The organism is Pseudomonas sp. R32 (assembly GCF_009866705.1).
GTDB lineage: Bacteria > Pseudomonadota > Gammaproteobacteria > Pseudomonadales > Pseudomonadaceae > Aquipseudomonas > Aquipseudomonas donghuensis.
This window is the reverse complement of sequence record NZ_CP019396.1, coordinates 2,087,940-2,108,837: the sequence shown is the minus strand read 5'-3', so window position 1 is coordinate 2,108,837 and position 20,898 is coordinate 2,087,940. Positions and strand designations below refer to the sequence as shown.

Here is a 20,898-nt window from a genome sequence, read left to right as displayed (position 1 = left end):
TACAACTCTGTTCTTAAGATAGCTAATTTATATTCCAAATCAAATAATATCGATTAACCCTGCCGTGGGGTCCGGCAGCACGGCTCAGCGTTATGCGCTTTCGGATGCGCGCTGGGGAGCCGCTGGTTACTCGCTGACGCGTTACACCGCTACTACGATCGATATCGAATGCAGTCTGTCATCCCGCAGCGCTCGATGAGACGCAGCGCCAAGCCCGGCCTTGCGCCGGGATTGTCATGCCTGCCAATTGCAAAAAGCCCAGCACGGGGCTGGGCTTCGTCGGCGTACTCAAATGGCCTTGGACACGCTGCAGCGAATCGTATCAACGATCGTTCTTGGAAGACGACCTGACCGCGTTGCTCAGCCCTTTAGCATTATGATCACCCGGCGTGGTAGCGGAGATTGCAGTTGACTTGGACAAACCGCGGGTGTCCTTGGAATGAGCAATGCCGGAAGTAGAAGTGCCATGACCATTATCGTCATTGCGGTCGCTACCGTAGCGGTTACCACTCACGCCGTGATCACGTGTCGCCTTACCGGCATGATCGCCGCCAAAACTGGCACCGTTACTTTTACCACCATGGCTGCCATTTCCTGCACCCATGCCGCCTCCGTTTCCACCGCCGTGGCCGCCGCCGTGGCCACCACCACCCCCTTCACCCCTTGCGTAAGCTGAGCCGATAGGAGAGAGATCGGCCGGCAACAGCGCCGCCGTCCCCATCACAAATGCACAGGCAAAAACGGCCACCAGGGTTTTCTTCATTTTTTGTACGGCTCCAGAGGTAGGACTAAGTACCTGGTAAGACTGACCACGATCTCTTAAGTTCTTGCCCTGCCGACGAAATGCAGCCACCGCTACTGCGGGCTCGGTCCGTCAGTGATCGCTCTAAGCGCAGAAGTACCGGAGCCAATAGGCTTCCCGGCAGGCACTGTTAAAGCTGAAGTGGCAAGGGCTAACCGTTTTGTCGAGCGGCTGGCGAACGATTCCGTAGCTAATCCAGCATTCAGCGCAGGCTGCGTCGCTGGGAAAGTTATCCTGCTCCGCGAGCCGTTTGATGAGTGCGCCGTCATCGAAGGTGCGACTTTACTAACCAGGTTAGCGGCTCGACAAATCTGCGTAAGCATCCGGCGAAGTCCTCGACCCGGATGCTGATGTCACATGCCCTAGATAGTTGCGAGAAGTAAACAGGTGGACCAGTCCTCACACCGAGTACTCATGAGCTGCGGCTGTGGGACGACACGGTTACTCATGTTCAGCGGCCAACATTGATCTGAACTGTAGAACAACCTCTGGCGATAGCCCCGCAGCTTCAAACACTGCGCAGGTGAAGCTAACAGGTGCAGGGCCTGGTGCAGTAATGATCCGGTCTGCAACCATAGCGCCTGTACAGCTGTGATAAAGAGCCTCCCCTTTATAATTTGCAGCCTTCTGTTTTAGGAAATCAGCGCTGTTCGAGGTGTGAGGCGTCGTGTTGAGGAGGTCAGCCCTCGCCAGAGCCAGCGTTGCGCCACATATTCCAGCGATTGTCGCCCCCGCGAGTCGGCTAGCGCGAAGAAAGTCTCCAATATCTGGCGCTTCTGCTTGCTCCCAGACCATGCCTCCGACGATGACGACAACATCTGGTTTCCAGTCCAGGCATTGTTCCAAACTGCTATCCACCGTTACGGCCAACCCTCCCTGCGAGAAGAACTGCCCCGGAGCTGGGGCAAAAAAGCGGACGTCGATTCCGTAAAACGGTGATGCGGTGCCTGCAATGAAAGCGTATTCCCAATCAGCAAAACCGGGTGTCAGTACCAAACCTATGCGTGCCATCTGTCAGAGTCCTCCTTGAATCCCGGGAACATAAAGCGGTAACAACCGGATTTCAAGGCTTGTTTTAGGCAGCTCCCTGCCGATCAAGTCGTCTTGGCTACAGGGTCTCAACGCAGATATGCGACGATGTCGCCTGCGAACTTGCTCCGACCAGCGACAGGGAACAGGCCGCGAGCACTGGGCCAGACTGAACGCCCTGCCTCGCTACATGTTCCTGCTGCGCCCTTCTAGGCCCACCAACCTCCGCCGGCTTCAGCACTGGTGACAACTCACCGATATCTACCAACATGCCAGCTATCGGTGAGTTGTCACCGGCACCACTGCGCCTCACAGGGCACGCCGTCGTAGTCACCGTCCATCTCCATGCCTGGGCAATTTTGCAGAAAGTTTTTGGCCTCTTTGCACGAGGTCATCTGGGAACAATATTTGCGCCCATCGCATTTGAATGGCGGTGAAACAAGCTTCGGAGCAATCGTAACTGAAGAGGCTGCTGTGGGAGGCGATAGCCGGACCTCAGTCAAGGATTGCAATTGAGGGGAAAGCTTCCAAGCCAACAGACCAACAACGAGCGCTACCAAAATCAGTTTCATTTTGATTCATCCGTGATGAGAGGCCGTTTGCATTTGCGCGTTGCCTGCTTTCCAGCGTAACCCACTAATCCACGTTCAGCCTGCCGGTAGGCAGGTGAGAAAGCGGCCACCGTCCACTTCCTCGCTCCCAGTCAGGTTCATTCCGACCCGGGCCATGCCGGTGATTTTCACGTCGAGCAGCTGCGGGAAAACATCGGGGCCTGGCCCTGAACCAAATATCCAGGCGCTGATAGTCGAGCGCCCAAGGCCTGACAATTACCGATCAGCAGCAGAACCGAGCGCCTGATGGAGCCTGTACGACACCAACATAAAGAGCCCCACCTTGAGAACTAGTGGCTAGATGGTTGCTCGCCAACCAGGGGAGGAATGCCGCCCAAGGCCTAGCGCTTGTGGCAAAAATGAGAATCGTCTGATTTCGAATTCGAGGTGGCGTAGGTAGCTTCACCTATCCATTTTGAACGAGTACGAATTAGCAATGAACTTACACAATTCGGAATTAACGCAAAGCAAGCAAGCAAGCAAGCAAGCAAGCAAGCAAGCAAGCAAGCAAGCAAGCAAGCAAGCAAGCAAGCAAGCAAGCAAGCAAGCAAGCAAGCAAGCAATTATAAATTAAAACCAACTTTACTTGCAAGTATTCTTATTGCAATTTCTGCTTGTGCGCCTACCGTGCAGCACGAAACTTCTGCAAGCACTCCCCTTCGCGATGAAGCCAACAAACTCAAAGCTGAAAACCCGGATTACCATTGGGAATTTATTGAGAGGCCAGGCAAGTAATGGCACTCAACAACATAACATGGCTGCTGTTCACCCTATTGCTCTGCGCCAGCACTTCATCAATGGCCGCAATTTGCACACCAGTATCAAATTTCAAGACGCTTATACTAAATAGTTCACTTAGCGATATGAAACTTGATATCCCCCGAGATACACCTGATGGCACCACTGTCTACGAACAGTCTATGGGCAGCGTGGGCGACACAGCCTCATATGACTGCAGCGTCAACACCAATATGGGGCTTATTGCTAATCCGTCCTTCAGCACCCATACCACCAAGGGCTACTTGTTCGCGATGCCCGGGACCGGACTGTCCTGGTACATTAAAAGTGGGGATAAAAACGAGGGCCTGCCCTCCTATGACGACAACGTTGTCACAACAACAGGTAGTCGATATCTCATGGGTGCTACCTATACGCTCGGCTTGGTAAAAACAGGTAATATTCCCACCAATACCAAACCGATCAACGGGCTACTGGCCACCTATAAGAAAGGTGATCTGGAACTTATCAAGTTCTATCTTAACATAACCATTACCCATCAATCTGCCTCCTGCAAAAGTCCGGACGTGCAGGTCAATATGGGCACTGATCACACCGTCAGCAGCCTTGACACTGCAAACACGCCCAAGGTCGCCTTCAACATTAACCTGATTGACTGCCCAAAGGCGATTAACAAGATCCATTACACGCTCAAAGCCAACACTTCCATTATTGATGCACGAGCGGGAATTGTTGAGTTAAGCGCCGACTCAATCGCTCGCGGGATTGGCCTTCAGCTATTCAACGAAAATAGTCAACCCATTGAACTCGAAAAGAGTCAGGTCTTCACCGACAGCACCGGCAACAGTGGTGGAAACTTCCAGATCCCCCTCAAAGCGGCCTACTACCGAATACCCAATGAATCACTCACACCTGGCACGGCAAACTCGAGTGTGACCTTCATCATGAGCTACCTTTGAAGCCTCCCTCAATGAAGGGTCTCGCTATAACCACTCAGGGCGCGCAGCTGGTATTCGGTGACAGCCTGGTAAAGCGACTCAGCCTCCAGCCGCAGGCGCTCGACTTCCTTTGCCGGTTGACCGGCATCCAGGGCTTCAGGATAGCGGCGCAGCGCATCGATGGCCTGCTGAATCAGCGGCTCGCCGGCCTCGATTACTCCCGCCAGGGTCCTCTTCACGCTTTGTCGCTCTGGCCATTTGATCAAAGCAGTATAGGCCATCGGCCATTTCTTCTTAGCTGCAGAGCGCGCCAGATCAATGACGACCGCCAATGTCTGGTTCCGGCCATAAGCAGCCGCTGGACAGAGTAGTAACTAATAGGTAGCGTCGATCTCGTGCACTAAATCTTTACCGCAGCTGAGCTTGGCGTATTAAACGGAGGCGTTGCAATGACAACAATCGATGTGAAATCCCGATTCAAAGCAAAGCTTCTTCGTCCGGCAACGCCTGATAATGATACGTCCTGGGCGTTTGTAGTACTGCCAAAAGACGCGAGTGAACAGCTTCCAAGGCGAGGAAGGACGACTGTTGAAGGCACAATCAATGGGCACCATTTCCAGGCAACCCTTGAGCCGGATGGTCAGCTGAGCCATTGGTTGCAGGTAAGTACAGAATTACTCGAAGCCGCCGGTGCGGCCGTTGGGGATATCGTGACTCTAGCGCTAACCCCTGTGAAGAAGGAACCCGAGCCTGACATCCCAGCAGATTTTCAGGAGGCACTGGCAGCCTATCCTGAGGCTTGTACAGTCTGGAACAATACAACGACCATCGCACGAGTAGACTGGATACACTGGATCACTTCAGCCAAGCAACTTAAGACGCGCGCAAAACGAATTGGTAATGCCTGCGATATGCTTGCATCCGGTAAGAAGCAGGTTTGCTGTTTCGACCCGTCCGGCTACTACAGTAAGGCCTTCCGTGCGCCTGAGGCAGAAAATTGTTAAATGGGACATTCCGTTGAATACGCCCAATAATGCATTCAAATCGCTCACCGGGACCGGCTAAAAATGGCCTTTTAGCTTAATTGTCATGAATGTCTGCAGCGGGTTGTGGCTTCAACCGGTGGATGCAACACACTGGATTTTGCGAGGGCTTTGGAAGTTGCAGCAAAACAGTTGCTCGCACTTCAGAAACGGGAACGGTCCTGTGTCGCGAAATGAGGGCGCAGCCCTCGCAGCATTCGATAAGCACACGCGATCAGCCCCGTTCGCGAGCTTCAGCTACGCAATCGATCCCACTGCTGCACCATAAACACCCCCGCACTCCCAAGCCAGGCCAACCACGCGGATGCCACCTGCCAATGGCTGAACACCGCCAGCGGCTGGCCCATGAAGAACACGGTCGCAATCAACGAGAGCAGCAGCGCCATGCCCACCAGCGGCACTCGCAGCAGCGCGGTCAGCCAGCGCGGGGCGCCCCACCTTTTCAGCACAGTGAGGCCGCCCAACAGCAATGCCCCGATGATCAATAGAAACGGAATGCCAATCATGGCCATCGCCGGCTCCACTTCGCCGCCATCCTCGCCAGGCACGTAGAAGCTTGCGAACCAGAGCTCGCGGCACAGCACGTGGGTGAGATAGATCACTGCAATTGGCGCGAGCGGGTAGATCAGCACGCTGATCAGGGGGTTGCGGGTGTTCATGGTAGCCACATCCTTGTGCTTGGGTGCAGTCGACTACGGCAGTGGATAGCTCGGCTTGCAGTCCGGGTCGCGGAACGGTTCATTGCCGTAGGTGAATTCGTTGACCTCGCCGCCAGTGGAATAGGTGACAGCAGGTTTTGGTGTCAGATGCCAGCCATCTCCTTGTGCGTCGCGCTCGACCAGGCTGAAGTACATCATACACTTGCCCGACAGTAGCCGTTTATCCTGGCCGCAGACGCTGGGCAGAGATCAGCCCGACCGGCAACTGCGCCATAACCGCCAGGCGCTAGCTCGGCCAGTCGGTCACCAGAAGCAACGCCGCCCCCCGCCGTGCGTGTCAGCCGCCACGCTAGCTGTGCACAAAAACAAGGAGACGCCTCAGGACTTCTACGCCAATGACGCGGTATGGGATGCGGTCTACAAGAAAGCAGTACCGGAACTGAAAGACGCCATGGACCTGGCGTATCTGACGGGCCAGCGTCCTGCGGACGTACTGGTGATGAGGCGGGACGATATCGAGGGGGGTTATCTGGTTGTCCAGCAGAACAAGACACACAAGAAGCTGCGCATCATGCTCTCGGTGGACGGCGTAGATAACAGCCTCGGCAAGCTGATCAAGCAAATGGCTGCGCGGAACCAGGTGCACAGCTCCAGCTATTTGATTGTCAGCGAGCGGGGCAAGCGCATGTCTGCATCGATGCTGCGCAATCGCTGGGATGAAGCTCGGGCCCTGGCCAGATCTACAGCCTTGGAGGAAGGCGACAGCCTTCTCGCATCTCGGATTACGCAGTTCCAGTTCCGCGATATCCGCCCGAAGGCAGCATCCGAAATCAAGGATATTGAGGACGCCAGCCTGCTATTGGGGCACACCAAAGGCGACATCACCGAGCGGGTTTATCGCCGGGTTGGGGCCATCGCAAAGCCGTCAAAATAAGGAAAGTTTCGGAACTCATTCCGAAAAGTATCGGAACTCATAGGCATTCGCCCGAACTGAAATGGGTCTTTTCTAGACCCCAGAAACGCAAAAAGCCCTGAATAATCAGGGCTTTGAAGATGGCGGAAGCGTAGAGATTCGAACTCTAGGATAGTTGCCCATCGACGGTTTTCAAGTCCACAATTATTTCTTATAAAAACAATTAGATAGCCAATTTTATGTTCCGCATTTCACCTAATCTGAAGGGGCTGAAACTCTTCCGTAGCAAGGGTCACATTTTCAGTTGCGGAACTGATTTTGAGCGCTGGCTACAGACTGTGTCAGTGGCGCCTTTGATTGAGTGCCGCCAGCGGTCGGCGGCATCATCCTTTGCCCCGGAGAAAACGTTTACCGCGGCAGCGGCAAAGGTATCCGCGATTTGAATGCCATGGCACTCATGCGAGGATGCGAACTCGATTGGGCCTGACAAATTGCAGGTGATTGGATGCTCCTCCTTATATTCCAGCGAGTTAAACCACACACTAAAGCACCATTCCACATCATTCGGGGGATCAATTCCCCCCGCGCACTACGAGCGGAACGCCATGCAGCTAGTCACCTTGGCGTACTCAGATCCCCTCCGCATCTGAAGTGAACCGAAAAAATCAACAGAGCAGCGCGACGTGAGCAAAACTGCCCGTTCAAAGAGCTCCAAGGGCGCGCTCCAGCTCGGTTATGGCGAATTCCACTTCATTCACCGCCTTGCTGAGCTCCTCCGGCGAAGCTTGCGGATCCGCACATACAACCTCCATGCGCCGGCAAAATTCGACCAATTGCTCTCCCTTCACAACACGCGCAGCGCCTTTAATTCTGTGAGCCAGTTCCCCTAACTTATCCGTCTCACCATTTTCAAGTAGGACTCTCAGTGACTGACAATCTCTGCGATTATTATTGATCAGTTCGCCGAGTATCTCGCGGAACTTCACCGGGTCGCTGTTGATGAGCAACTCCAAAGGGCCCAGATCAACCAGCCGTAGCGAGTCTGGCGCCATCAGTGGCAATGCGGTCTCAGGATACGCGCTTTCTATTTCCCGATCCTGGTTTAGCGTCAACAACCTCGCGTCCAGCTCGTCGAGTCCGATTGGCTTGATCAGGCAATCATTCATGCCCGCTTTAATACACTGCTCTAATTCTTCCGGCTGTGCATCGGCAGTAAGGCCAATAATCACCGTGGGCTCAAGCCCTTGCTCCTGTTCGACTTTGCGAATTGCTCGTGCGAGGTCAGCACCATTCATGACCGGCATGTGGCAATCGGTAATGACAACATCGAAGGGCTGCTTGCCCCAGCAGTCGAAGGCACACTGACCGTCTTCTGCCTCATAGACATCGTGCCCCAAAAATTCTAGTTGTTGGTGTAAGACTTGGCGGTTGACCTGGTGATCATCCACAACCAGAACTTGCAAACAGTAACGTTGATGAGTCAATGGTAAGGCAGGCAATTGCGTGATACTGATGCGCTCTAATACCTGAAAGCGCAGCTCTACTTCTATCATCGTTCCACGACCTAACGCACTGCTCATAGTTACACGACCGCCCATCATTTCGCACAGCGAACGACAGATCACTAGCCCCAGTCCCGTACCCTCGGTCTGTTGCACATTGCGTTGCGCCTGGACGAAAGGTCTGAACAAGCGCTGCTGGTCAGTAGGGCTTATGCCAACGCCGGTGTCTTCCACGCTGAGGTGAATATTGAGCAGGCTGGCATCGACCAAAAACCCGGAAATACTGATCTTGATCGAGCCTTCTTCGGTGAACTTGATGGCATTGCTGATCAAGTTAGAGAGGATTTGCTTGAAGCGCAGGGCATCGACCAGCACGTCACAGTTGATGCTCGAATCGATGTCGAGGATAAGGGTCAGGCGCTTTTGCCTGGCTAGCCCCTCGAACACTCTGGCCACCGACTCGATCAGTTCGCGCAAGTTGGCACGCTTGGGCGACAGACTAAGTCGTCCGGATTCGATGCGTGCGATGTCGAGGATATCGCCGATCAACTCCAGCAGGCTTTTTGCCGAAGTATGGGCTATTTCAATACTGGCGCGGTCGATCGGCTGGCTTTCGGCGCGCTTAAGCGCCAGTTCAAGGATGCCGATTACGGCGTTCATCGGCGTGCGGATTTCGTGGCTCATGGTCGCCAGAAAGCTGGTCTTGGCACGGCTGGCGTCATCCGCGTGGACCTTCGCTTCTCGCAACTGCTCCACCAACTGACGGTGCTCGGTGATATCCAACCAGCCACAGATAACCCCCTTTATGTCACCTTTGGAGTCCTGGAACGGTTGCACCCAGTGGTTGATCCACGCCTCCCTGCCTTGGAGCTGAATGGCATGCACCGACTCGATCGTCTGGCCGTCGCGCATCGCCTTAAAGTAGATGCGATGAAAGTCCGGGAAGCTCTCGAAGTTTTCCTTGGGTAGCTGGCGCACCGTTTTGTTCAGCACCTGCTCGGCACTTAAGCCGACACTTTTCAGGTAACTGCGATTGCACGAAAGCATGCGCCCCTTGAGATCACGCACGTACAGCGGCGGCGGCATGCAATCAGTCAGCGTTTCGACAAACTGCAGTTGATCGTTGAGCATTCGCTCTGCCCTCGCCCGGGCTTTGATCTGGCGACGCAGATAGACCACCCAGACCAGCGATAACAACAGCAACAACGCCGCACCCGCGATGATGTTGATGATCACCCGTTGGTAGTCGACCCAGGTCTGGCCGCTCATCCCTGGTGGTGAACGCCAGCGGTTGGAAATCGCATTGATCTCATCCGGAGCAATGCTTTGCATGACCTTGTTGATAATCGATTGAAGTTCAACATCACTTCGACGCATCGCAAAGTTGAGCGTGGCCGGCCCAACATCAAGCATCTGGTTGATCACCAATTTGTCGCGAAACAAGCGCTCCATGTAATAACGCGCTGCGGGCAACGCCACGATGGCGGCATCGGCCTTGCCTTTATAGAGCATGTTCATTGTATCCAACGTGGTGCCAGCGTCGATTATCACTGCGTCGGGGTAGCGCTTGCGCAGTTGCTGTGAGCTCACGTGCCCAGTAGGAATCGCCACGCGCTTGTCGGCCAGATTTTGCAGCTTGCCTTGCTGCTCTTTGCTGCTAAGCAACACAAAGGGACTGGCATCCAGTGGTCTGGAAAAGCGCAAGTACGCTTCACGCTCAGGACTAGCGGTCATCAAGGCCAGATCAGCCTCGTTATCTTTCAGTGTTTCGATCATCTGCGGATAGCCGCCGCGGCGCAAAACGACCTCAAAATTCAGGCCAGTACTTAGTGTTATCACTTCGAGCAGGTCAGCGAACCCACCGGAAAAGACGCCGCTCGAGTCGAAGTAGGCACCCGGTGCCATGTCGTCATTAATCACCAATCGCGCTACCGGGTTACGCTTGATCCAGCGTAACTGCTCTAAGGTGAGGTCTAAGGGTTCTTCACCTGGAATGAAGCTGTTGCCGACCCACCGCTTGGCCAGGTTGTGCAACGTATCGTCGCCGATGGCCTCGATGGCGACGTTGATGAGCCGCTGCAAGCGTGAGTTATCCGTGCGCAAGGCAAAACCGTAGCCGCCTACCGGTAGGTCGCTGAAACGCTCAAAGCGCAAGTAACCATAGTACGAGTTGTTGATTCGGTAGTAGGCGCTGTACAGATCGTCTAGGTAAACGTCAGCTTGGCCAAAGGCGGCAGCGGCAATCGCCTCGTCATGCTCGGCAAACACCCGCAAATCAGCCCGCGGATAGCGTTGCTTGAGCTCGGCGCTGTGTTCATAGGTGATGGCTACGCGCAAGCCGGCAAGATCAACGGGAGAATGCCGGGGTTCGGCACTGCGTTTGAACACCGCCAGCCTATCCTGGGCGTAGGGAATGCTCAGTAGCAGGTCCGGGCGTGGCCCAGTGCTGCCGTGAATACTGATCACATCAACGCTTCCGACCCGTAATGCCTTGCGCGCATCCTGCTCATTGGCGAAGACCACGACCTTCACCTGCAATCCCAATAGCTGCGCGATGAGAGCAGTTGCATCGGCACTGATGCCCTCATACAGGTTGTCTTGGGCGTTGATCGAAAACGGCGCGGACGCGGATGCCGACACGCCGACCTTGAGCTCGGACTTGTGCCGCAGCCACTGCCAGTCTTCGCTTGAAACCGCCATATCGGGACGATCAATACGCAACTGGCTGGACAGTACCTGTGGGGCTGGAGGCAACGATGTAGCCATCACCGGGGTGCAACCCAAAAACAGCCCGACGGACAGACAGAAAAGACGTAGATACATGCGAGATAGAAGACCGAAAGTGCCTGAAGTACGGGAATCCGTTGGCTGACGGCTATTCATTCAAGAACCCAGCATGATGCTGGCGCCCCGTCATGGCTGTGGCAATAATAGTTCAAAGTCGTCTCTGTCGTTCAATCTTCAACGGTCCCAACCCGCTTGAACGCTACAAAAGGCAATGAAATGAGCTTCCGGCATGGGGCGTGCAAAAAGAAAGCCCTGGGCAAGGGTGCCACCTAGCTCAATGAGACGTAGCTGTTGCTCGGTGGTCTCTACACCTTCGATGACCAGCGAGACCCCCAACGCTCTGGCTAAAGCAACAGTACAACTAATGATTGCGGCACATTTGGGCTGGCTTTGCATCTTGCGCGTAAACGTCCGATCGAGCTTGATCTGGCTAAACGGAAGCTCGCTGAGCCGGTCCAGTGAAGAATAACCAGCGCCAAAATCATCCATGGCAAGGCCGCAGCCAAGCATGCGTAGCCGCACTAGGTTCTCCAGGCTACTGGCCGGTGCACTAACGACACCGACTTCAGTGATTTCGAACATCACGCTGCCCGCTGGAACCTGAAATCGCTTGAGCAGAACGGCAATGCGCTCCGCCAGCTCGGCGCAGGCCAGTTGTGCGGCGTGCAGGTTGAACGCCAGGTTGATCATCCGTCCTTGTGTTGCCAGCCTTTGCTGTAGGGCCAGGCCCTGCTCAAACAGCTGCCAGAACATCCTATCGACCAAATTGTGTTCTTCCATGACTGGCAAAAAATGCGCCGGAGATAACACGCCCCACTGCGGATGCGTCCAGCGCGCCAAAACTTCTGCTCCGGCCAGCAATTGCCCCTCGAGGGTAACCTTGGGTTGGTAGTAGGCTTCGAATTCGCCATTATCTAGGCCGCGTTGCAGGTCGCTCAAGGTCGGTAACTCTGCAGGTGACAACAGCCTCGGAACGGAATTGCAATACTCCCGGTAACGCTTGACCAATAAACTAAATCCATCAAGTTTGAACGGCTTGCCCAGGTCACCCAAAAAAGTTAGGCCCAGACAGCGAATCATCGCGACCGTGGCCTGACGTAGCAGCGGATCCAGCTCGCTGCACAACACCACAGCACCGACTTTGCCGCTGCTGCTAGCATGACGCAGGAACGCCAAGCCATCCATACCGGCCATTTTCAGGTCACAGAGGACAATGTCCACGGCGTCACAAGCGTCGAGGACAGCAATGGCTTCTTCTCCGTCAGCCGCTTGCAAAATGGGTCCCGGAAGCACCTTTTCCAATGCGGTCACGGTGACAAGGCGCTGAAAGGGCTCATCCTCCAGCACCAGAACAGTCAAATTTTGCATTGCAGATCTACACGCACGCGATTAAAGGACGAACAGTCTGCAAGGAGAGCTTCCTGCATCTCCATGAGAGATTTCCCATGTGCACTGGGAAATTTCCTAAGGCTGACACTACCCTGTACGTACAGCTCTGCTGGCAATAGCCAATGGTGTTAACCTTGTACCGCCAAGGCTATACCACTCCGTAACAAACGCTTTTCAAGGTAGAAATCACACTATGCACAGCGTTCTGATAGTTGACGATCATCCAGTCATTCGTCTTGCCGTCCGGGTACTGCTGGAAAAGCACGGTATGCGTGTGGTGGGCGAAGCAGACAATGGTATCGACGCTGTTCAGCTCGTGAGAGACCTGACACCACAAGTGGTTGTCCTCGACATTGGTATTCCAAAGCTGGATGGCTATACCGTTATTTCTAGAATCAAGACCCTAAATGTGCGCAGCGCGATTCTGATATTGACCTCTCAACCCGCTGACTCTGTGTGCCGACGTTGCATCCAGCTGGGTGCTCGTGGCTTCGTCAATAAAGAAGAAGACTTGGGCAGCCTGATCACCGCGATCAAAGCCGTAGATGCCGGCTATACCTTCTTCCCATCTCTGACCTTCGACAGCGTCAATGCAGCGGAGCAACTTACTGAGCTCGAGCAAATTCAGTCCCTGACAGATCGTGAAGTAACGGTATTGCAGTACTTGGCTCAGGGGTATTCCAATAAGCAGATTGGTGAAATGCTCTTTCTCAGCAATAAAACTGTTAGCACCTACAAAACCCGTTTACTACAAAAGCTGGGGGCTGCCTCGCTGGTCGATCTAGCTGAATTCGCCAAACGCAATGCTTTGATTCCCTAACCGTCAGTCGCAGGCCTGTAGGAAATTTCCTAGGCCTGCATCGGCAACGTCCTACTCACTTATCCCCCTGTCATTCCTAAAATTACTCTAGCTCAAGGGTGCAGAGATACCCCGGCGTAAAGAGAGTTCAATTGAGTCCCAGTCAAGGACATCAACATCAATTTAGGAGTATCAAATGAAAGTTAGTACGTTGGCCGGCGCGGTAATGGCAATCACCTTGGCAGCCACCTCTGCTGTCAGTGTTGCTAAAGATCAGGGCCACGGTGTGATTACCTTCAAGGGTGCGATTATCGATTCGCCATGCTCGATCTCTCAAGAGTCGCAGTACCAGACTGTCGACATGGAGCAAATCTCCAACGTCTCCCTGAAAAAAGGTGGCAAATCCAACCCAACCACTTTCAAAATCGAACTGCGTGGCTGTGATCTGGGCGCTCTGAAGTCCGCGACAGCCACATTCACCGGTTCACCCTCGTCGAACCCTGACCTGCTGGCGCTTAAAGGTACTGCCCAAGGTGCAAGCCTGGCCATTGCCGATCACACCGGTGCGCTGATCAAACTCGGCAGTACTTCGCCTGCGCAGTCGCTGTCCAATGGCGACACCTACCTGCAGTTCAATGCCTATCTGCAGGGCGACATGGTTGCTCCGGAAGGCGGCGGTGAAGCAGCCGCGGCCGAAATCGTACCGGGCAACTTCGAAACTTTCGCTAATTTCACCCTCGCTTATCAGTAACGGATCTCGTTACTGAGACGCCCCGTAGTTCGCACTTACTGCGTACTGCGGGGAAACTTGCGGAGGTGTAAATGATTCGCTCAACCGCATTGTTACTGCCCCTGGCCCTTTGCGCCTTGGGCGTGCCTTTCTGTTTTGCTGAGCCTGTGGTTACCACCGCGCTCAAGGGACGAGTGCAAATGACCGGGAGCATTGTCGATAGCGCCTGCACCATTCGTGTGGGTAATGACAGCCAGACGATTGCGTTTAAGCCTACAGCGCTTAACGGTTTAGTCAATGGAGATACTTCTTCTAAACAGCCCCTTAACATTTATATAAATGATTGTATTGAATACCGCACGGACGACGACACAGAGCCTTCGCAGCGTTTCAAGCTGACATTTGAAGGTGCATCCGAAGGCGAATATTTCAGCATTCAAGGTGCCGCACAGGGTATTGCCTTGCAAATAAAAGACTCTCAAGGGCAGTTAATTTCACCCGGCATGTTACTTCAGCTCAACAGCGCGTCTGCCGACATGCTGACGCTTAACTACTCACTGTCACTCGTCGGCAGTGGGCATGCACTGGAAGCGGGCGACTATCACGCCACTATAAAGCTGAGTATTCAGCACTTCTGAACTGCCGTCACTCAGTGTGCAGTTTCGCTCAAGGATTTAGTCACGTGGCTCTCCGTAAGGCATTGGCTACTACGGCGTTGTGTTGTGTCGCGACGTGGGTAAGTGGCGCCGAAGAATTCCAATTCAATACCGATGTACTAGACCTCAAGGATCGCGAGAACCTTGATCTTGGGGTGTTTGCGTCGGCTAACTTCATCATGCCCGGCCAGTACAGCCTGACGGTCCACGTGAACCGCGATGCGTTGACAGAATTCCCGATCGATTATCTCCCTGCCGAGGACGATCCGAAAAGCAGCGTTGCCTGTCTTTCCCCGGTACTGGCCAATGAACTGGGCCTGAAAGAACACGTCCTCAAGTCCCTGACTTGGTGGCATGACGGCGCCTGCCTGGACCTCAAAAGCGTTCCTGGCATGCAGGCACGTGGCAACCTGGGCACTTCGGCGCTTTACGTGAGTATCCCCCAGGATCAGCTGGAGTACACCGCGGCAAACTGGGACCCGCCTTCACGCTGGGACGAAGGCATTGCCGGCGTGCTGTTCGATTACAACCTCAATGCCCAGACCACCGAACGCAAGCAGGGTAAAGGTCGCACCGATAACCTCAGCGGCAACGGTACCGCCGGTATCAACCTGGGTGCCTGGCGCTTGCGCGGCGACTGGCAAAGCCAGTTGCAACGCAGTGCCGACCAGCCTTCACAACAGCAATTCGCCTGGAGCCGCTTTTACGCTTTGCGCGCTGTGCCGTCGCTGCGCTCGAACCTGATCGTCGGTGAAGACTACTTGGACTCGAACCTGTTCGGCAGTTTCCGCTACACCGGCGGCAACCTGAGCAGTAACGACAACATGCTGCCACCCAACCTCAGGGGTTATGCCCCGGAGGTCAGCGGTGTCGCCCGCACCAACGCACGCGTGGTGATTCGGCAACAAGGCCGGGTGCTCTACGACACTCAGGTCCCCCCCGGCGCTTTTCGTATCCAGGATCTCAACGATGCAGTCTCTGGCCAACTTGACGTGCGCGTCGAAGAACAGGACGGCAGCGTCCAGGAGTTCCAGATGGACACAGCCAGCATTCCTTACCTGACCCGTCCGGGTACGGTGCGCTACAAGCTAGCTGCCGGCAAACCCTCCGACTGGGAGCATCAGCTTGATGGCCCGGCCTTCGCCACCGGTGAGTTCTCCTGGGGCGTGAGCAACGGCTGGTCGCTGTATGGCGGTGGCCTCGGCGCTAAGGACTACGGCTCCTTGGCAGTGGGCGTGGGACGCGACCTGATGGCGTTCGGTGCGCTGTCGTTCGACGTCACCCAATCGCGAGCGACGTTGCCGGAACGCGACACATTGAGCGGTAAGTCCTACCGCGCCAGTTACTCCAAACGCTTCGATGAGTACGATAGCCAGGTCACCTTCGCCGGCTACCGGTTCTCCGAGGAAAACTACCTGAGCATGAACGAATTCATCGAAGCCCGGCGTGGCAGCCAGTCATTGAACCAGAGCAAGGAACTGTACACCGCGACATTGAGCAAGCAGTTTCGCGATGCCGCACTCAGCGTGTACTTCAACTACAACCACCAGACGTACTGGAACAGCCGGGCTAGCGACCGCTACAGCCTGTCGTTGTCGCGCTATTTCGATGTCGGCGGCTTGAAGAACCTTAGCCTGTCGCTGACCGCTTTCCAGAACAAGGGCAACGGCACTTCCGATGACGGCGCCTACCTGTCGGTCAGCATCCCCTGGGACAGCACCGGCTCGTTCAGCTACAGCTCATCGGTAAACCGCGGCGACACCTCCCACAGCCTGAGCTACTACGACCGTATCGATGAGCGTAACCACTACATGCTCAGCGCGGGCAAGGCCACCAGCGGTGCGACCGCCAGCGGTTTCCTGTCCCATGACGGGGATCAGGCCCAGGTAGTGGCCAGCGCCAGCTACCAGGCCGGTGAGTACACCTCGGCCGGACTGTCCCTGCAAGGCGGCGCCACCCTCACGGGCCAGGGCGCGGCCCTGCACCGCAGCAACGTCATGGGCGGCACCCGGCTGCTGGTCGATACCCAGGGCGTGCCCGACGTACCGGTGCGCGGCAACGGCGGGATTACCCGCACCAACCGTTTCGGCAAGGCCGTAGTGACCGACGTCAACAGCTACTACCGCAACCAGGCCAGCATCGTGCTGGACGACCTGGCCGACGATGTCGAAGCCACCCAGTCCATTACCCAGGCGACCCTGACCGAAGGGGCGATTGGCTACCGCCGTTTCGATGTAATCGCCGGCCACAAGGCCATGGTCATCATCCGTATGGCCAATCGCCGTGCGCCGCCTTTTGGCGCCAGCGCACAAAACAGCCGCGGCCAGGAAACCGGCATTGTCGGGGAAGAAGGATCGACTTACCTGAGCGGCATGAAGCCGGGCGAAACCATGTCGCTGCATTGGGACGGCAGCGCGCGCTGCCATTTCACCCTACCCGACCCGGTGGTATCCCCCGATCGACAACTGGAGCTGCTGTGCCAGCCCCTCAGCGACGCGGACGACTCCGCCGCTTAATTTATTTGCAACAGGTACCGCTATGAAAACTCGATTCAAACGCAACACCCTGACCCTGCTCGCCCTGTTCGGCACGTGCGCTGCGCAAACCAGCCTGGCCGCCGTATCGCTGGACCGCACGCGGGTAATTTTTACCGGCAGCGAGAAATCGGTCAGCCTCAGCGTCAGTAACCAGAACACCCAGTTGCCTTACCTGGCCCAGGCCTGGATCGAGAACGAGCAAGCCGAGAAGATCTCCAGCCCTCTGGTGGTGGTACCACCGATCCAGCGCCTGGACGCTGGGGCCAACAGCCAGGTGAAGATCCAGGGCCTGCCAGAGCTCGGCCAGTTGCCCCAGGACCGCGAGTCGCTGTTCTACTTCAACCTGCGCGAGATTCCGCCACGCAGCGATCAGCCCAACACCCTGCAGATTGCCCTGCAGACGCGGGTGAAGCTGTTCTATCGGCCCGCGGCGATCGCTCCGAGGTCCGGCGTCAACCAAACACCCTGGCAGGAACAGCTGACCCTCACCCGCCAGAACGACCGCTACCTGGTGAACAACCCGACGCCCTACTACGTCACCCTGATCGATGCCACCTCCAACCTCAAGGCCGCCAGCGCAAACGACTTCAAACCCCTGATGATCGCCCCAAGGGGCCAGCTCGACCTGGGCGTTAGCAGCAAGGCGTTGGGCGACAAGCCGGTGCTGACTTACGTCAATGACTACGGCGGCCGCCCGCAGTTGCAGTTCAACTGTGCTGCAGGCACCTGCACCGCCAGTCCTGTTGCCAGCAAACGCTGACACCCAATGACCCACTCCAGTGAGGGCAAATCATGAAGCCTGGACTCCGAAGCTGTCTTGCAGCACTGCTCTGCAGTACCAGTGTCGCGACTCACGCCGTCGACAACCTCGCGCAGTCGGCCGAGTTCCAGGTGACCGGTACCTTGCTTGAAAGCGCCTGCTACCTGGACCCCAGCTCCGCCTATCAGACCTTGTCGCTGGGCGATTTGAGCACCGCCCGCCTGTCGCGCCTCGGCGATCAGGGCACGCCCGTGGCCCTGCACCTCAAACTGCAAGGCTGTGTACGCAGCGACGGCGGCCGCCATGACGACCAGCAGGGCACCCTGATCTGGAGCGCCATCGAGCCGGTGGCCGTGCTGGCCTTCAAGGCGGTCACCGATGCCGATACACCCGAGCTGATCAAGGTGGTCGGTGCCGAGGGTTTCGGTCTGCGCCTGCTTGATGTGCAGGGCAACGACGTACACCTGGGGCGCACCGCCCCGGCCTGGTTCGTCTCGCCCGGCGACAGCCAGCTGACATACTACATCCGCCCTGAACGCACGGCGGCCCCGCTGCGCCCAGGCGCTTTTCGCGCCAGCCTCAATGTGAACCTGACGTATGACTGAGACCACCGTCATGACTATCGCACGTCCGGCACTGCTGGTATTGCTGCTTGGCTGTGGATCTCTGGCCCAGGCCGTCGAGAAGCTGGTGACAATTAAAGGTGTTGTCTATGCGGCGATTCCTTGCGTGATCAATAGAAACGCGCCAATCAGTGCCCCATTCGGTGAGGTGCAGACCGCTGGCATCGATGGCAAATACAAGACCATCACCCTCCAGTACACGCTCGACTGTAGTCGCTCGGCGACCAATGAGCTGCGGATGCAGGTGCGCGGTAACCCAGCGTTCGACCGCACGATGCTGGAGATACCAGGTCACGACAACATCGGTATCGCCCTTAAAAAGGATGGCGACCTATTTGCGCTCAATACCTGGTCCGACTTCGATCCGCGCAAACACCCCGTGCTGCAAGCCGTGCTGGTCAAGCGCGACAGCAGTGAAATCAAAGCCGGCGCGTTCAAGGCCAGCGCAACCCTGGTGGTGGATTATCGATGAATCTTCTGCATCGCTGCCTTGCAGTACTGTCGATTACCGCCTTGCCCATCTCTTGGGTTGACGCGAGCAATCTTGAATTCACCGGCACCCTGTTGGCTCCCCCCGGTTGCATGGTCAGCGACAAGGGCGGACGTATCAATGTGCGCTTTACGCAAAACATCGCCGTCAACCGCATCGATGGCGAACGCTATCGCCAAGCAATCCCCTACCAGATCGACTGCCCGGGCGCGTCCGATATCAACATTACCTGGCACATGCGCCTGACCCTCAAGGGTACGCCCGCACATTTCGACAATACTGCGCTGAAAACCTCGGAGAACGATCTGGGCATCAAAGTCCTGCTTGGCGGTACCGCATTGGCGCCCAACGAATCGCGAGAAATCGACATCCGTGCATCTACACCGCCCGTGCTGGAAGCCGTACCGGTAAAGCTGGCCGGCGCGGAGCTGCCCAGCACCGAATTTACCGCCTCGGCGCTTTTGATGGCCGAGCTCTATTAGGAGGATACATGGGCAAGTGGGCCATGACCCTGGGTGCCTGGGTTGCCGCCAGCCTCTGGTTGCCGGCGACCCAGGCGGCAGAAAACAACCTGTACTTTTCCGGCACCTTGGGGAACGAGCCTTGCATGCTCGCCGAGGGAGATAAGTTGATTGAATTGGACTTCAAAAGCGTGATCGACAAGGACCTTTACCTCAACGGTAGAACCAAGGGACGCCCCATCGAGCTGCACCTGCAGAACTGCGACCTGGACGTCGGTAAACGCATGGTCAGCCTTACCTTCAGCGGCAACGAAAGCAGCTCCCCCCCCGGGCTTCTAGTGCTCCGAAGCACAACCGTGCAAGGCCTGCTGGTGGGACTGGAGACTATTGAAGGCGTACCCCTGCCTTTGAACAAGACCCATCAAATCGGCGTGCTGAGCAGTGGCGACAACCTGCTCAGCTTCAATGCCTACCTACAAGGCGAGCCAAAAGTGTTAGCCAAACGCACCCTCGGTCAGGGCGACTTCGAGGCGTCCCTGACCTTTGCCTTGAGTTACGAGTGATCAACATGAAAATACCTTTTGCAACAAAGCTGCGCAGCGCCCTGGCAGCGGTGCTGCTGTGTGGGGCCGTGGTTCAGGCTCACGCCATCTCCATCTACCCGACGAAAAGTGAGTATGAGCCGGGCGGTGTCCGGTATTACTTCGTAGTAAACGATTTTGGCCCCGTGAATATGAAAAGCCCCTGCGCAACTTACTCTGCGGCTAATGGAGTTTGTCGAATTTTTCTAGCAGCAACTACACGCCCGGACTACTACATACCGGTAGGGGTATATTCTACTTGGGATGTGCCCATTCGTCCTGGCTCGAACCTGCTACAGTTGCAGAAAGACTTGGAAAGTAAAGGCTTTCAAATCCCGCTCAGAGGATCAGTCCTCGTAACTGATAAGACCGTGTTCCCTAACCTTTGCATCAGTTTTGCAGCCGCGCTAGTTGCCACAAACGAGTCTGTGCGTGCGTCTCTGTTTGGACCCTGCGCCCCTGTAACTGCACCACCGTTGCGGTGCGAAATCACTGGAGATACCACGATCGATCATAAAAATCTCGCTGACAATGTATTGGACGGAGCTACCGCCTCGACCCAGCTCTACGTACAATGCCGCGGCCCGGCCAGCGTGACTGTCTCGACCTCACAAACCGATATCTACGGCGTAAGGCTCAAGGATGATCGCAGCCTGTACAGCAAGATCACGGTCAATGCCGAGGACGCCACGAAAGGCATCAATGTGCCGATTTCACAAGGCGTAGCCACACCACTGACCATTACTTCGACACTGATGAGCCGCGGGAACGTCACGCCCGGTGCCTTTCTTGGTTCCACAATAGTTACCATATCACCACCGTAGGCATATCGATTTCCCGCGACAATCAG

22 protein-coding genes are annotated in these 20,898 nt (G+C 55.9%); 14 read left to right on the top strand and 8 right to left on the bottom strand.

Going from position 1 to position 20,898, the window contains the following annotated elements; genetic code table 11:
• Positions 1–322: 322 nt before the first annotated feature.
• From PspR32_RS09670 to PspR32_RS09660, 3 genes are all read right to left on the bottom strand, one after another.
• A complete protein-coding gene (locus PspR32_RS09670) occupies positions 323–763 on the bottom strand; it encodes a hypothetical protein (protein WP_159388374.1) in 441 nt (146 codons plus the stop codon).
• Between the two features lie 480 nt (positions 764–1,243).
• On the bottom strand, positions 1,244–1,813 hold the full coding sequence (locus PspR32_RS09665; protein WP_010225504.1) for a DJ-1/PfpI family protein: 570 nt from the start codon (positions 1,811–1,813) through the stop codon (positions 1,244–1,246).
• A 308-nt stretch (positions 1,814–2,121) separates the two neighbouring features.
• Complete coding sequence (locus PspR32_RS09660) at positions 2,122–2,403, bottom strand: excalibur calcium-binding domain-containing protein (RefSeq protein WP_081492840.1); 282 nt, start codon at positions 2,401–2,403, stop codon at positions 2,122–2,124.
• Positions 2,404–2,878: 475 nt separating this feature from the next.
• Between PspR32_RS09660 and PspR32_RS26160 the strand changes: the two genes are divergently transcribed.
• Both PspR32_RS26160 and PspR32_RS26325 read left to right on the top strand, forming a co-directional pair.
• On the top strand, positions 2,879–3,016 hold the full coding sequence (locus PspR32_RS26160; protein ID WP_174242295.1) for a hypothetical protein: 138 nt from the start codon (positions 2,879–2,881) through the stop codon (positions 3,014–3,016).
• Between the two features lie 160 nt (positions 3,017–3,176).
• Complete coding sequence (locus tag PspR32_RS26325; protein WP_159388373.1) at positions 3,177–4,139, top strand: fimbrial protein; 963 nt, start codon at positions 3,177–3,179, stop codon at positions 4,137–4,139.
• Positions 4,140–4,147: 8 nt separating this feature from the next.
• Here the strand turns inward: PspR32_RS26325 and PspR32_RS09650 are convergent, their stop codons facing one another.
• Complete coding sequence (locus tag PspR32_RS09650; protein ID WP_159389369.1) at positions 4,148–4,399, bottom strand: hypothetical protein; 252 nt, start codon at positions 4,397–4,399, stop codon at positions 4,148–4,150.
• A gap of 168 nt (positions 4,400–4,567) precedes the next feature.
• Here PspR32_RS09650 and PspR32_RS09645 point away from each other — a divergent pair, with 168 nt between their 5' ends.
• Entirely contained in the window at positions 4,568–5,122 is a 555-nt protein-coding gene (locus PspR32_RS09645; protein WP_159388372.1) for a YdeI/OmpD-associated family protein, read from the top strand.
• Between the two features lie 272 nt (positions 5,123–5,394).
• Here the strand turns inward: PspR32_RS09645 and PspR32_RS09640 are convergent, their stop codons facing one another.
• Positions 5,395–5,820 carry a hypothetical protein gene (locus PspR32_RS09640; RefSeq protein WP_036994610.1) on the bottom strand — a complete coding sequence of 142 codons (426 nt, stop codon included), beginning with the start codon at positions 5,818–5,820 and terminating at the stop codon, positions 5,395–5,397.
• A gap of 33 nt (positions 5,821–5,853) precedes the next feature.
• Positions 5,854–6,018 carry a hypothetical protein gene (locus PspR32_RS09635; protein ID WP_158491185.1) on the bottom strand — a complete coding sequence of 55 codons (165 nt, stop codon included), beginning with the start codon at positions 6,016–6,018 and terminating at the stop codon, positions 5,854–5,856.
• 157 nt (positions 6,019–6,175) lie between these two features.
• On the opposite strand from PspR32_RS09635, the gene PspR32_RS09630 reads away from it, so the two are divergent.
• Positions 6,176–6,754 carry a tyrosine-type recombinase/integrase gene (locus PspR32_RS09630; protein WP_442967002.1) on the top strand — a complete coding sequence of 193 codons (579 nt, stop codon included), beginning with the start codon at positions 6,176–6,178 and terminating at the stop codon, positions 6,752–6,754.
• Between the two features lie 680 nt (positions 6,755–7,434).
• Here PspR32_RS09630 and PspR32_RS09625 read toward each other — a convergent pair.
• Positions 7,435–11,118 (bottom strand): ATP-binding protein, encoded by a 3,684-nt coding sequence (locus PspR32_RS09625; protein ID WP_232531829.1) that lies wholly within the window; start codon positions 11,116–11,118, stop codon positions 7,435–7,437.
• A 78-nt stretch (positions 11,119–11,196) separates the two neighbouring features.
• Positions 11,197–12,390: an EAL domain-containing response regulator gene (locus PspR32_RS09620; protein ID WP_159388371.1), complete on the bottom strand. Its 1,194-nt coding sequence runs from the start codon at positions 12,388–12,390 to the stop codon at positions 11,197–11,199.
• Positions 12,391–12,604: 214 nt separating this feature from the next.
• On the opposite strand from PspR32_RS09620, the gene PspR32_RS09615 reads away from it, so the two are divergent.
• From PspR32_RS09615 to PspR32_RS09570, 10 genes are all read left to right on the top strand, one after another.
• Entirely contained in the window at positions 12,605–13,231 is a 627-nt protein-coding gene (locus PspR32_RS09615) for a response regulator transcription factor (RefSeq protein ID WP_159388370.1), read from the top strand.
• A 205-nt stretch (positions 13,232–13,436) separates the two neighbouring features.
• Complete coding sequence (locus PspR32_RS09610; protein WP_198421652.1) at positions 13,437–13,961, top strand: fimbrial protein; 525 nt, start codon at positions 13,437–13,439, stop codon at positions 13,959–13,961.
• 71 nt (positions 13,962–14,032) lie between these two features.
• Entirely contained in the window at positions 14,033–14,578 is a 546-nt protein-coding gene (locus PspR32_RS09605; protein ID WP_159388368.1) for a fimbrial protein, read from the top strand.
• A 44-nt stretch (positions 14,579–14,622) separates the two neighbouring features.
• Positions 14,623–17,112, top strand: a complete 2,490-nt coding sequence (locus PspR32_RS09600) for an outer membrane usher protein (RefSeq protein ID WP_198421651.1) — start codon at positions 14,623–14,625, stop codon at positions 17,110–17,112.
• A gap of 22 nt (positions 17,113–17,134) precedes the next feature.
• A complete protein-coding gene (locus PspR32_RS09595) occupies positions 17,135–17,893 on the top strand; it encodes a fimbria/pilus periplasmic chaperone (protein ID WP_159388366.1) in 759 nt (252 codons plus the stop codon).
• 32 nt (positions 17,894–17,925) lie between these two features.
• Entirely contained in the window at positions 17,926–18,498 is a 573-nt protein-coding gene (locus tag PspR32_RS09590; protein WP_159388365.1) for a fimbrial protein, read from the top strand.
• Positions 18,491–18,988, top strand: a complete 498-nt coding sequence (locus PspR32_RS09585; protein ID WP_159388364.1) for a fimbrial protein — start codon at positions 18,491–18,493, stop codon at positions 18,986–18,988. Before PspR32_RS09590 ends, PspR32_RS09585 begins: the two co-directional genes overlap by 8 nt.
• Positions 18,985–19,488 (top strand): fimbrial protein, encoded by a 504-nt coding sequence (locus tag PspR32_RS09580; RefSeq protein WP_159388363.1) that lies wholly within the window; start codon positions 18,985–18,987, stop codon positions 19,486–19,488. The genes PspR32_RS09585 and PspR32_RS09580 overlap by 4 nt, the downstream gene beginning before the upstream one ends.
• A 23-nt stretch (positions 19,489–19,511) precedes the next feature.
• Positions 19,512–20,030 carry a fimbrial protein gene (locus PspR32_RS09575; RefSeq protein ID WP_232531828.1) on the top strand — a complete coding sequence of 173 codons (519 nt, stop codon included), beginning with the start codon at positions 19,512–19,514 and terminating at the stop codon, positions 20,028–20,030.
• Positions 20,031–20,035: 5 nt separating this feature from the next.
• Positions 20,036–20,872, top strand: a complete 837-nt coding sequence (locus PspR32_RS09570; RefSeq protein ID WP_159388361.1) for an MrpH family fimbial adhesin — start codon at positions 20,036–20,038, stop codon at positions 20,870–20,872.
• Positions 20,873–20,898 lie beyond the last annotated feature (26 nt).